Source organism: Pseudomonas inefficax (genome assembly GCF_032164165.1).
GTDB lineage: Bacteria > Pseudomonadota > Gammaproteobacteria > Pseudomonadales > Pseudomonadaceae > Aquipseudomonas > Aquipseudomonas inefficax.
The window spans coordinates 5,204,843-5,217,273 of record NZ_CP134401.1 but is presented as its reverse complement, the minus strand read 5'-3'; the positions used below and the strand labels follow the sequence as shown (position 1 = coordinate 5,217,273).

Sequence of the window (12,431 nt, the reverse complement as noted above, 5' to 3'; positions counted from 1 at the left end):
CAAGGCGCTTCTAGCCACTCCTGCATCGTATACAACCACCTAGACGAGTCCTGTGCCTCGCCTATCACCATCATCACATTTAAAAATGAAGGGACCGTTTTTCATTTAACGCATGTCTGAAAGCAGTCTGCCAACTCAAGGTAAATACCAGATCCCCAGAAGGATTTTGCCATGAGACCTCCCTGCCTATTGCTCATATGCTCAGTACCACTTGGCGCCTTCGCTCAAGACATTCGTGAAAATTCGGATTTTGGCTTGATGCAGCGGCAGATCGATGCCATCGAGCTGTTGGCCGATCGAGCTCGTAGCAGCGCTACCGGTGCTGACCGAGTTCGTTATCGCTTCGACTATCCCAGGTTGACTGCGGACTTGGAGCGCGTGCGGGACGGTATCAACAACTATCTGTCGCCTTCCCGCGCGCAGCCAGCTGACCTGGTCGAGCTGAGCGGCGATTACCGTGCCGATGCGCTTCATTCGAGTAACTCCGATGAGCATGAGTGATGCCCAACTTAGCGCGTTCTCTGCCGTGGCCGGGTTTACGCCGCAACTCAGCTCGGCGCTATGGCGCTCATCGGTGTTGGTGCTCGCGTTGCTCTGGTGCACCTGGGCGCTGTGGACCGGCTACCGCGGTTGGGCGGCCGGCAACCTCAATTTTGGCGCACTCGGCGGCAGCACGCTGCGCCTAGCACTCGCCCTGATCGTGCTGATGTTTTTCATGCTGTCGTAATCCGGAGGCCCTGCCATGAAACTCTTCCACCATCGCCACCGCCCGCTTCTCCTGCTGCGGGAATTCTGTTCGAAAGTCCTGTTCGGCGGCCTGGTTTTGCTGAGCTCGACATTTGCCAGGGCCGACCTGCCGACCATGGAGGCCCCCTCTCGGGGTGAAGGTTCGGGGTTGATCGATACCATCAAGAACTACGCCTACGACGGCGGGATCCTACTCGGACTGTTGATCGCCACCCTCGCCTTCCTTGGCGTGGCCTGGCATTCGCTCACGGTTTACGCCGACGTACAGAACCAGCGGAAGACCTGGAAGGACCTCGGAGCCGTGGTCGGGGTCGGCGCGCTGCTGGTGGTGGTGATCCTGTGGTTCCTCACTAAAGCCGCGACTATTCTGTGAGGTCCGCATGTCCGACACCCCTGCCACGCTGCCTGACGGCACGCTGACCTTCCTGCCGGAGCGCCTTAACCGTGACCCAGCGGTCCTGCGCGGCCTCACCAACGACGAGATGTGGGTATCCCTGATCGTCGGTGCCGGGCTTGGTGTGATCTTCGGTGCGCCGCTGGCGGTGGCTACCGCCTCCATCGCCACCCTCCCCACCTGCATGTTCGTCTGCATGGCGTTGGTGTTGCTCGGCGGCGGCAAGCTGCTGCGCCGGGCCAAGCGCGCCCGCCCGGAAACCTGGTTGTACCGGCGCCTGCAGTGGCACCTGGCGGTGCACTGGGGCATCAGTTCGCACCAACTGATCCTGCATTCGGGGCCGTGGACCGTGCGTCGGACGCGCCGGCATAGGAGGGCCAACCCATGAGCCGCTTCCGCAACAAGGTGGATGCGCAGCAGGCGCATATTTTCAGCCTGCGCCTTGCCGTGGCCATCCTGGCACTGCTGTGCTGCGGGCTGTGGTACGGCTGGCAGGCAGCGCCCTCCGAACTCACCATTCACGTACCGCCCGATCTGCGCTCCGGCAGCACGCGCAAGTGGTGGGATGTGCCGCCCGAGAACATCTACGCCTTCGCCCTGTACATCTTTGGTCAACTCAACCGCTGGCCCACCGACGGTGAAGTCGACTACCACCGCGCGATTTTTGCCCTGCAGCCCTACCTGACGCCCGCGTGTAAAACGTTTTTTGACGGTGACTTCGACTATCGCAAGGCTGCTGGCGAACTGCGTGGCCGGGTGCGAGGGGTGTATGAGGTGCTCGGCCGCGGCTACAGCGACGACCCAGACCTGCGGGTGAAGCAGCTGGATAAGCACAGTTGGCTGGTCAAGCTCGACCTCAACGCCGACGAGTACTACGCCGCCGAGCCGGTAAAACGCGTGGTAGTGCGCTATCCGCTGCGGGTGGTGCGCTTCGACGTCGACCCTGAACGCAACAAGTGGGGCCTGGCGCTGGACTGCTACGAAGGCACACCGCAGAAGCTGACGCTGCCGGGAGGTGCGTAATGATGCGTGTCTTGATCCTGATTCTGGTGATGGCCAGCGGCTGGTGTTCAGCGGTCGGCGCCGTCGAGGTCAAATACTGGGACCGCCTGCCCTTGGCCGTTCCGCTCACGGTGGGCCAGGAGCGGGTCTTGATGCTGGACGAAGACGTTCGCATCGGGCTACCCAGTGCGATCGCCAGCAAGCTTCGCGTACAGTCGGTCGGCGGGACAGTTTATCTACGCGCCGCCGAAGCACTCCCCCCTACCCGGCTCCAACTGCAATCAGTAAAGTCGGGCGACATCATCCTGATCGATATCGAAGCGCTCGAGGGCAGCGAGTCGCTGGAACCGGTCAAGATCGTGGCCCAGGCTCAGGCGCCGGACACGGAGCCCCAGAAAGATGCAGCACCCGAAGCGACTCCGGTGCCGGTGGTGCTTACTCGTTATGCGGCGCAGAACCTCTATGCGCCTCTGCGTACCGTGGCGCCATTGCCCGGTGTGCGGCGTGTGCCTTTGACCGACTCCATCGCATTCAGCACCTTGCTACCGACCGAGCGAGTTTCGATCAAGGCGCTTGCAGCGTGGCGGCTGGGCGATTACTGGGTAACGGCGGTGAAGATCGTGAACCGCGGCCCCGGCAAAGTCGCGCTGGACCCGCGTCACCTGCAGGCCACGCTGTACGCTGCGACGTTCCAGCACGCAGACCTCGGCCTCGCTGGTACGCCTGAAGACACCACCGTCGCCTACTTGGTTACCCGCGGCGGGGACTTGAAGCACGCGCTGCTGTTGCCTCCACCAAAACCGGAGGCTGCCGGTCATGAAAGCTAACAGCCTGCTGAAGTGGTTGGTGCCCGGGGTCCTGCTGGGCATCGTGCTGATCATCGGCAGATCCTGGATGGCCTCGCCGGAAAGCCAGACCGCGCACGATCCGGACAAGACCACACTTAGCGCGGAACAAGCCAAGGCCCTGGGCATCGCGGGCGACACCCCACGCGACACCGTGGCCACGCTGATCGGCCAAGTCAAGGCGATGCGTAGTGAGATGCAGACGCTGAAGAAAGGCAACGATGCGCTGCAAACCGAAAACAACCGGTTGCGCTCGCGCGAAGGCAATATCGACACGCGCATCCAGAGCACCTTGAGCAGCGTCACCCAGCAGGTCACCGAGCAGCGCCAGCAAGCCAACGATGCCCGGCAAAAGGCCGAACAGCAGCACCGCGAAACACAGGGTCTGCTGTCCAGGCTCAAGGACCAGCTCACCAACAAGCCGGCCGCGAAGTCGGATCTCCCCGCAGGCTTTGGCCTTGAGCCCGGCGACGAGCAACAGTTTTCGGGTGCGCAATCAGCGCCTGATGCAGTGCAGTGGATCGAGCCGTCAAATGTCCGCGTCGGCCAGGATGACGCGAGCAAAGCTGATGGTCCGCTGTCATCGCTGACGTCGACATTCAAGGACCTGCACGGCCTGGACAACAACGCCATTGATCGAGGCCAGGACCGTTTGCGTGCCGTCGCCAAAGGCGAGCGTGATCTGGAGAACGCTCAGGATCGCGCCGAGGGCGCCAAGCCTGTTTACACCCTCCCTGAAAACTCGACGCTGATGGGCTCGATCGCCATGACCGCGCTGATTGGCCGGGTCCCGGTGGATGGCACGGTGAACGATCCTTACCCGTTCAAGGTGCTGGTGGGCCCGGACAACCTCACCGCCAACGGCATCGACTTGCCGGATGTGGTCGGCGCGGTCATGAGCGGCACCGCCGCCGGCGACTGGACGTTGTCCTGCGTACGCGGCCAGGTCGAGTCGATCACCTTTGTCTTCAGCGATGGCACCGTCCGCACGGTGCCACAGCCGCAGAAGGTCGTCAGCCGCAATCGCAGCAGCACCCAGACCTCCGACACCGAGAAGATCCGCGGCGGGCTGGGCTACATCTCCGATTCCTACGGCATTCCCTGCATTTCTGGGGAGCGCAGCTCCAACGCCCAGCAATACCTGGGCAGCCAGAGCCTGATCACCGCGGCCGGCGCCGGCTTCGCTGCGGCCCTGGGCAGCGAGCAGACCAACACCTCGTTCATCAACTCGGCCGGCGGCAGCCTAGGCATGACCCAGAGCAACGGCAACAGCGCACTGAACTCAGTCATCAGCGGTGGTATTGGCGATATCCGGGAGTGGATCAACAAGCTCTATGGAGAAGCCTTTGCCGCCATCTACGTGCCGCCGGGGGCCAAGGTTGCCCTGCACTTGGATCACGAAATCAGCATCGACTACGAGCCGAAAGGCCGGAGAGTGAACCATGAAAACCCATCCGTTTCAGTACTGGATCTGGATTAGTCTGCTGCTCGCCCTGCACCTGAGCGGCTGCTCCACGAGCAAGGAGGAAATGCTGCCCCACGGCGATCAAACCATGCTGGACATCTGGAATGGCGGTGGCTCCGTCGGTTCCCAGCAGCAGTTGCAGGAAGCTCGTGGCGAATTGCGCCGTCCGGTGCTGGATCCCGAACGCCTGATAGGCGACCAAAGCGCTTACACGCGCACCGCCGCCAACGAGATCCGCGCCCAGTTCCCGCGCCTGCCCAATCCGGATCTGGTCATGTACGTGTACCCGCACCTGGCCGGTACTCAGCAGACCCCGGTGCCAGGCTACTCGACCGTGTTCCCGCTGTACGAGAAGGTCCAGTACGCGCTGCCCGGCGAACGCCTGGACGATCTGTGATGGCCGATGACGCAAGTAGCAACCCGCCACGCTGGAAACCCTGGCGCGCGGCGCAGCGTCGGCGCGCCACGCTAACCGATGAGGCCGCCCAGTATGCGCACAATCCCAGCTTCACCGATCACCTGCCCTGGGTCGAATACCTCGAGGACGAGCAGTGTTTTCTGCTCGACGACAACCGGTCAGTAGGCGCGGTGTTCGAGCTGCAGCCGATCGGGACCGAGGGTCGTGAGCCTGACTGGTTGATGGCGGCCCGCGACGCCCTGGAAGATGCGCTACAGGACAGCTTCGACGAATTGGACCAGGCGCCCTGGGTGGTGCAGTTCTTCTGCCAAGACGACTGTGACTTTGCCCCATATCTGGAACGCCTGGAGCGCTATATCGCGCCCCGCGCCCGCGGCACACCGTTTACCCAAGCCTTCTTCACGTCGATGCAGCGTCACCTCGACGCCATTGCTAAACCGGGTGGACTATTCGACGACCAGGTCGTGTCACATCTGCCGTGGCGCGGCAGCAATCGGCGGATTCGCCTGGTGGTCTACCGCTGGCTCGGGGGCCAGGGTGACGAAGACGGGCAGAGCCCCACTCAGCTGCTGAGCCGCACCTGCGACCGCCTAGTCGCCTCGCTGCAGGCCTGCGGGGTCAACCCTCGACGGTTGAACGGCCGCGACTTCTACGCCTGGTTGCTCCCCTGGTTCAACCCTTCTCCAGCCCTCACCGACGAATCTCCCGCGGCGTTCTATCGACGCGTGCCCTATCCGGAGACGGACGACGGCGAGGAGCTGCCGCTGCCATTCGACCACGATTTTGCTGAGCGGCTGTTTTTCCAGGAACCGCGCTCCGATAGCGAACAAGGTCTCTGGTACTTCGATCAACAGCCTCATACGGTGATGGTGGTCGACAAGCTGCGCAGGCCGCCACATATCGGCCAACTGACCGGCGAGACGCGTAAAGGCGAGGCGTTGAACGCCTTGTTCGATCAGTTACCCGAGCAGGCGGTGATGTGCCTGACTTTGGTGATCACGCCCCAGGATGTGCTCGAGGAGCAGCTCAACCGCCTCGCGCGTAAAGCCATCGGCGAGAACCTCGCCTCGACCCAGACCCGCCAGGACGTGGAAGAAGCGCGCGCGCTGATTGGGCGCCAGCACAAGCTGTACCGCGGCACGCTGGCGTTGTACCTGCGCGGTGCGGATGAACAACAGCTGCGCCAGCGCTCGCTGCAGGCCGCCAACGTGCTGCTCGGCGCTGGCCTGCAGCCGGTGCGCGAGGGCGACGAAGTGGCGGCTTGCAACAGCTATTTGCGCTGGTTGCCGATGATCTACAACCCGGTCCGAGACACGCGTAACTGGTACACCCGCCTGTTGTTCGCACAGCACATAGCCAACCTGCTGCCACTCTGGGGCCGTAGCGTCGGTACCAGCAATCCAGGCATCACCTTTTTCAACCGCGGTGGTGCACCGCTTTCGTTCGATCCACTGTCCCGCTTCGACCGCTCCATGAATGGCCACCTGCTGCTGTTCGGGCCGACTGGCGCCGGCAAGTCGGCCACCTTGGTCTCGATCCTGATGCAGGTCATGGCCGTGTACCGGCCGCGGCTGTTCATCGTCGAAGCAGGCAACTCCTTTGGCCTGCAGGGCGACTACTTCGCCACGCTCGGATTGTCCGTCAACAAGGTGCAGCTCAAACCTGGCAGTGGCCTGAGCCTGGCGCCGTTCGCCGATGCTCGGCGGCTGATCGAGCACCCGGATCAGGTGGCCAGCCTGTCAACCGAAGACCTGGATGAAGCCACGCCGGACAGTGATGAGCAGCGCGATGTGCTGGGCGAATTGGAGATCACCGCACGGCTGATGATCACCGGTGGTGAAGCGAAGGAAGAGGCACGCCTGACCCGCGCGGATCGCAGCCTGATCCGCGAGTGCATCCTCGATGCCGCCCAGCACTGCGCCGCGACCGAACAACAGGTGCTGACGCGCCATGTGCGCGATGCCCTGCGCCAGGTCGCCAGCGACGCCCATTTGCCTGAAAAACGCCGGGAGCGCGCCCAGGAGATGGCCGAGTCCATCGACCTGTTCTGCCAGGGTTTTGAGGGCGCCCTGTTTGACCGGCCCGGCACGCCCTGGCCGGAGAGCGATGTGACGATCGTCGACCTCGCCACCTACGCCCGTGAGGGTTACGAGGCGCAGATGTCGATCAGCTACATCAGCCTGATGAACACGGTGAACAACCTTGCCGAACGCGATCAGTACCTGGGTCGGCCGATCATTATGGTCACCGACGAGGGTCACATCATTACCAAGAACCCGCTGTTGGCCCCCTTTGTGGTCAAGGGCACGAAGATGTGGCGCAAGCTGGGCGCCTGGTTCTGGCTGGCCACGCAGAACCTGGCCGACTTCCCAGACGCGGCGCAGACCATGCTCAACATGATCGAGTGGTGGATCTGCCTGAACATGCCGCCGGCGGAAATCGAGGAAATCGCTCGCTTCAAGAAACTCACGCCGGCGCAGAAGGCGCTGCTGCTCTCCGCGAGCAAGGCCTCGGGCAAGTACACCGAGGGCGTGGTCCTGTCGAAGAATCTGGAGACACTGTTCCGCGCAGTGCCGCCGAGCCTGTACCTCGCTCTGGCCATGACCGAACCCGAGGAAAAGGCCCAGCGCTGGCGATTGATGGAAGAGCACCAGCAGTCCGAGCTGGAGGCCGCCCTGCAGGTCGCGACGGACATCGATCGCCTGCGCGGCATGTAGTGACCGATACCGCCAGGACTGTTCGCAATCCCTTAGTTCAGCAAAAAATCGAAAAGAGCACATTTGTACTCTTTCGCTATTTTGCCTGACTCGCTCTGCCAAATCAGCTCGCCAGACGAAATCGATAAACCCAGGCTCAGTTTGTCTCCCCTCCTCCAGCACCGGATCCGGGATGCTGAGACTTGGCGCATGGACGCACACCGCTGCCACCTGCCGAGCGTTGCCCATGAACGTGACCGCCTCCACCCGCTGCAGATCACCGATGCCCAAGAAGACTGGTCGAAGTCGTGCATTCATTGCGGCCGTTCTGCTCATCGCTACCGAGCAGTGCCTGGCACTGACCACCTCAACCATCATCGCCTCCGTCACTTCGCTGCAGTGCCTGGAGTACCGGATCGTCGGGATCTGCTACTGGCTGCTGTGCACACCGTTCGGCTGCACGGTGCGCACCTCGCCGAAGATTCGTCATTTCATTCCCGAGCTAGTGGTGTCGAGCTACGCCGACACCGGCGCCAACCCCTGGAGCGAGATGTCGGCACTGTCGACACCGACGCCAGCGTCACAAGGAGGTGGCAACCTGATCACACCGTCACCGCAGCGCGATAACCTGCCACGGTTCAAGAATGTCGACGGCATCGGGCACCCCGGCGGGGCTGCCCTTACCGCCCTGGCGCATACGTTCGGCTATGCGTGCCCAAGCGGTGCCGTGCCGTTTGCGCCCTACTACCTCAGTACCCTCGACCCGCTGGCGTGGCGCCAGGCCATTCCCGAATCCGTCTACCCGCAGGCACTGGTGCCGGGAATGCGCGAGATCGGCAACCAGGCACTCGGCGACATGTGGGGTAGTGTCTACCCACGCCACGGATTTCTGGTGCAGCCCGACGATTTCAAGGCCGGTGCCGTGATGGCTCAGCGCGCCAGCGACTTCATCACCCGCGCTGGCCAGCCGCATGTCTACCTGCCGCTGCAGCCGATGCCTGCGCCCGGCTACTGGCCGCCGCAGCCGGTGCTGGAAAACGACGTCAACAACCACCGCTGGCAGCTGCTCGTCCCGCTGATCCAGAACACCTGCGCCATCTTCCCCAGCCCAACGATCCAGAGCGCCGACGGCGCCTATGCCTGGTCGCTGTGGCGGCCCTACCGCTGCTGCCAGCGCATGGGCCAGACCTTCCTGTTCAGCATTGATTTTGACGGAGGCCAATGATGAAGACCCTCTCGCTCAGTCTGCTGTGTTTCCTCGTCTATGCCGTGGGCCACGCCGCCGAGAACGGCTACCACCTTGGTGACCAGGCTCCGGTGCTGGACGACCGGGTGATGTACACCATCGGCGGCGGTTCGGCGGCAGGGGCGCCCTCCTCACTCTACCGACCCAATGGCCTTGGCGTGGGCATGTCTTGGCGCGCCAACATGATGTGCGGAAACATGAACCTCTCGAACACCCTGCAGAACCAGCTCAATGGCGCCACCCAGGGCTTCCAGCAGATCATGGGCAACGTCATCCAGAATGCCACGCAGGCGGTGATGTCGCTGCCGGCGATGATCATCCAGCGGGCCAATCCCGGGCTGTATGAGCTGCTCAACAATGGAGTGCTGCAGGGACGGATCGACTTCGACCGCTCCAAGCTCACCTGCCAGGCAATGGCCGCGAAGATGGCCGACAAAGTCGACCAGGCCGGCTGGGGTGCGCTGGCGCAGAACCAGGAGATGCAGCACAACCTCGAGCAGTCCGGCGGCGACGCTGTGACGGCAGTGAAGGACACCGAAGCGAACAACGGCAACAACGGCGTCAGCTGGGTCGGTGGGCAGAAAGCCGGAGGCAACGGCCAGCAACCCATCCGGGTGACCTCGGATGTGGTCAAGGCCGGCTACAACCTGCTGCACAACCGGGCGGTCGAGGATACCTCGGCCCTTGGTTCGGATTGCCAGAATGGTGCCATCTGCCAAGCGTGGTCGAGTCCTGTTGAGGCCTCCGAGTGGGCGACGCGTGTGCTCGGGGAATCCGAGGTTCAGACCTGCGACGACTGCGAGACGCTGCGGGTAACTGCCGGTACCGGCCTGTCGCCGCTGATCCAGGAAACCTACACGGAAAACCTGGAAGGCTTACAACGCATGGTCTCAGGTGCCGAGCAGCCGACACCAGAGAACCTGGACAAAGTCTCTAGTCCGTTGCTGCAGGTCTCCCGAGGTGTCATCGAGGGGCTGCGCGACGATCCCGACCAGAATCTGCTGGCCCGGCGCCTGGCCAGCGAGACCGCACTATCGAGTGTGATCTACAAAGCGATGCTGTTACAGCGCACGCTTTTTGCCGGCAGCCACGAGCCCAACGTGGCTTCCGCACAGCCCGCCACCAACGCCCTCAACAGCAACATCGAAACGCTTGAACGCGAGATCCGCCTGCTGCAAACCGAGCTACAGGTACGCCAGTCGCTGGCCACCAACACCGCCAGCCTGGTCCTCGATCGCCACGCCGGCGGTGCCGACGCCTCGCGTAGCATCGATCAGCGTGATCCGGAGCCGGACCGTTTGCGCCGAGCCGAACAGGAGAGGAGCACGCCATGATCTCATTATCTGTGAGGTTCACGCTCGCGCGTGTACTGCTGGTGCTCGGTGCCATGCTGGCCATGTTGTTGATTGCTTGGATGGCGCTGCACCTGTCCGCCACTCAGCTTGATTGGGTCCAAACAGCACGCTCAAGTACACCCTACTTCGCATGCTGGCGCGCGCTCTTGTACACCCTGATGTTCGCCGGTTGGGCCGCAGCGTTGCGCAGGCGGCCCAAGCCTGAAGATGAGCAACGGCTGAAGCGCCTGGGATTGGTCGGCTTCAGCTCGATCATCCTGGTCGAACTGTATCGCGTGTGAGGTGCAACCATGAACATGAGCACCAACAGCTATCTCGAGTACTACCTGTCGCTGCTGGCCTGGATCATCAACAACGGCATCTGGAACACATTGGCAGACACCGGGCTGTTCGCCGCCCCCTTCGGTGCGATCATCCTGCAGGAGTGGCTGTCGGCCCGCCAACAGGGTGCCGACGAGGGCAACAAGGGTCTGCTGTCGATCCCCCGCGTCGAGAACCGACTGTGGATGAGCTACGTGGTCATCCTGTTTGGCTGCATGCCGTTTTTTCCGCTCAACCTGTCATCGGTGAGCTTCGACGATGCCGCGAGCCAGCGCTGTGGCGTTTCCATGGCTAAGCCAGCAGACACCGCTTGGGGCACAACCTTCAACACTATCGGCGAGAAGTCAGCGAATGTCCCGGTGTGGTGGTTCCTGGTGCATGCCATGAGTAAAGGCATCACCGCCGCCGCCACGGCGTCGATCCCCTGCGCACCCGACATCCGTGCGATGCGCATGGAGATAGACAGCTCGCGGATCAACGACCAGGTGCTGCTGCAGGAGGTCGCCGACTTCACCCGGGACTGCTACGGCTTTTCGCGCTCGCGGCTGTTTACCAATCGACCTGAATTGGACGAATCGCAGAGCTACGACGCGTCCTGGATTGGCTCGACTTACCTACTCAACACACCGGGCTACTACGATACCGATCGCTCGCGAATGCCCAGGGTCGATTGGCCATACGATGAGACTCGGGATACCTCGCTGCCCCAGCTCGACAACGGTGCGGGCTATCCCACCTGCAAACAGTGGTGGAGCGATGGCACGATCGGACTGCGAGACCGCTTGGTGGCCGAGGTCAATCCGTCGCTGATGTCGCAGCTGCGAGGTTGGCTCACCGGGCGCACTTCTACTGAGATTGAAGACGCCACCCTGCGCGAATTGGTTAGCCCACGGCAGCAATCGTTGAGCATGGCACCTGGGCAGGTGTTCCAGGACTACGGCAGCAGCGCCCGAGGCGGCTCCCTGACACAAGGTCTCAACAACCTAGCCACCAACACCGGTCTGGCCCTGGGTTCATTCAGCAATTTCCCGGCGATGAATGCGCTGCGTGCCGCCTTACCGATGGTCCAAGCCTTCCTGATCATGGGCACTATCATCAGCTTGCCACTGGTGCTGCTGATTAGCACCTACCAGCTCAAGGCGCTCATGACGATCACGTTCGCGCTGTTCACCCTGCATATGCTGACATTCTGGTGGGAGCTCGCGCGCTGGATCGATTCGAGCATGCTCGAAACCCTGTACAACCAAGTCTCTGCCACAGATCAGGCGTTGTTGTCGCTACCGACAGCCGGATTCATGGATGGAACACTCACTGCTCAGGTTATCGAATATGTGATGGGCGCGATGTTTGTGCTGTTGCCAATGTTTTTCATCGGAGCTATGAGCTGGGCAGGCTACAACGTAGGGAGCGGCATCCAAACCCTCCTCACCAGAGGGACAGAAGCTGCCCAGACACAAGCCGGAAAAGGTTCATCACACCTCATGACTGGTGTTCAGAAAATGAAGTAGCGGCTCATCTGAGCGAGCCATATTCATCATACAGCTCTGGGTACTTTTGCTGATGCTGAGGGTGACTAACTTCATGCACCTCGGGTTCATCATCACAAGATTCAGAAATGGACAGTGCGGCTAGGGCCCATATCGCAATCATCCCAATCGCCAAGAACAACGCAACAGATGCAACGGCAAGCACCAGCACTAACTTGATAATATGGATACCTACCTTTCGATACTGAAACGGTACAAAAGCCAATAACGACGATCGCAGAATGCGGGTTTCGAGATGATTTGCCACGCGTCCTGTGCGAACAGCAGCGCGAATTAAATGCCTGCCAAGAGTAGTACGACCGGCAATCGAAAAGGCTTGATGAGTCATTCAGCACCGCCCTTCTCTGCTCATTATTACGAGCTAGTGAGAATTTGGATCCAAGCTAAAGCTTACT

Annotated in this window: 14 protein-coding genes; 13 read left to right on the top strand and 1 reads right to left on the bottom strand. The window is 61.9% G+C overall.

Annotated elements, in window-relative coordinates; genetic code table 11:
• Positions 1 to 171 precede the first annotated feature (171 nt).
• The 13 genes from RIN61_RS23550 to RIN61_RS23490 all read left to right on the top strand — a co-directional run bounded on the left by RIN61_RS23550 (position 172) and on the right by RIN61_RS23490 (position 11,997).
• On the top strand, positions 172 to 501 hold the full coding sequence (locus RIN61_RS23550; protein ID WP_186556097.1) for an integrative conjugative element protein, RAQPRD family: 330 nt from the start codon (positions 172 to 174) through the stop codon (positions 499 to 501).
• Entirely contained in the window at positions 488 to 727 is a 240-nt protein-coding gene (locus tag RIN61_RS23545; protein ID WP_186556098.1) for a TIGR03758 family integrating conjugative element protein, read from the top strand. Before RIN61_RS23550 ends, RIN61_RS23545 begins: the two co-directional genes overlap by 14 nt.
• Positions 728 to 742: 15 nt before the next feature.
• Positions 743 to 1,120 (top strand): TIGR03745 family integrating conjugative element membrane protein, encoded by a 378-nt coding sequence (locus RIN61_RS23540; RefSeq protein WP_186556099.1) that lies wholly within the window; start codon positions 743 to 745, stop codon positions 1,118 to 1,120.
• A 7-nt stretch (positions 1,121 to 1,127) separates the two neighbouring features.
• Positions 1,128 to 1,529: a TIGR03750 family conjugal transfer protein gene (locus RIN61_RS23535; protein ID WP_186556100.1), complete on the top strand. Its 402-nt coding sequence runs from the start codon at positions 1,128 to 1,130 to the stop codon at positions 1,527 to 1,529.
• Entirely contained in the window at positions 1,526 to 2,164 is a 639-nt protein-coding gene (locus RIN61_RS23530; RefSeq protein WP_258641841.1) for a PFL_4703 family integrating conjugative element protein, read from the top strand. The genes RIN61_RS23535 and RIN61_RS23530 overlap by 4 nt, the downstream gene beginning before the upstream one ends.
• Entirely contained in the window at positions 2,164 to 2,970 is an 807-nt protein-coding gene (locus RIN61_RS23525) for a TIGR03749 family integrating conjugative element protein (RefSeq protein ID WP_313854459.1), read from the top strand. The genes RIN61_RS23530 and RIN61_RS23525 overlap by 1 nt, the downstream gene beginning before the upstream one ends.
• Positions 2,960 to 4,468 carry a TIGR03752 family integrating conjugative element protein gene (locus tag RIN61_RS23520; protein ID WP_313854457.1) on the top strand — a complete coding sequence of 503 codons (1,509 nt, stop codon included), beginning with the start codon at positions 2,960 to 2,962 and terminating at the stop codon, positions 4,466 to 4,468. The genes RIN61_RS23525 and RIN61_RS23520 overlap by 11 nt, the downstream gene beginning before the upstream one ends.
• Complete coding sequence (locus RIN61_RS23515; RefSeq protein ID WP_313854454.1) at positions 4,431 to 4,850, top strand: TIGR03751 family conjugal transfer lipoprotein; 420 nt, start codon at positions 4,431 to 4,433, stop codon at positions 4,848 to 4,850. Before RIN61_RS23520 ends, RIN61_RS23515 begins: the two co-directional genes overlap by 38 nt.
• Positions 4,850 to 7,588 (top strand): conjugative transfer ATPase, encoded by a 2,739-nt coding sequence (locus RIN61_RS23510; protein WP_313854452.1) that lies wholly within the window; start codon positions 4,850 to 4,852, stop codon positions 7,586 to 7,588. Before RIN61_RS23515 ends, RIN61_RS23510 begins: the two co-directional genes overlap by 1 nt.
• Before the next feature lie 226 nt (positions 7,589 to 7,814).
• The gene (locus RIN61_RS23505; protein ID WP_313854450.1) at positions 7,815 to 8,792 is read left to right on the top strand and encodes a TIGR03756 family integrating conjugative element protein; all 978 of its coding nucleotides are present in this window, start codon (positions 7,815 to 7,817) and stop codon (positions 8,790 to 8,792) included.
• Positions 8,792 to 10,147 (top strand): integrating conjugative element protein, encoded by a 1,356-nt coding sequence (locus RIN61_RS23500; protein WP_313857670.1) that lies wholly within the window; start codon positions 8,792 to 8,794, stop codon positions 10,145 to 10,147. Before RIN61_RS23505 ends, RIN61_RS23500 begins: the two co-directional genes overlap by 1 nt.
• Positions 10,144 to 10,449 carry a hypothetical protein gene (locus RIN61_RS23495; protein WP_089230093.1) on the top strand — a complete coding sequence of 102 codons (306 nt, stop codon included), beginning with the start codon at positions 10,144 to 10,146 and terminating at the stop codon, positions 10,447 to 10,449. The genes RIN61_RS23500 and RIN61_RS23495 overlap by 4 nt, the downstream gene beginning before the upstream one ends.
• 9 nt (positions 10,450 to 10,458) lie before the next feature.
• Positions 10,459 to 11,997, top strand: a complete 1,539-nt coding sequence (locus tag RIN61_RS23490; protein WP_313854448.1) for a conjugal transfer protein TraG N-terminal domain-containing protein — start codon at positions 10,459 to 10,461, stop codon at positions 11,995 to 11,997.
• A 4-nt stretch (positions 11,998 to 12,001) separates the two neighbouring features.
• Here RIN61_RS23490 and RIN61_RS23485 read toward each other — a convergent pair whose 3' ends face one another.
• A complete protein-coding gene (locus RIN61_RS23485) occupies positions 12,002 to 12,364 on the bottom strand; it encodes a hypothetical protein (protein ID WP_313854446.1) in 363 nt (120 codons plus the stop codon).
• Positions 12,365 to 12,431 lie beyond the last annotated feature (67 nt).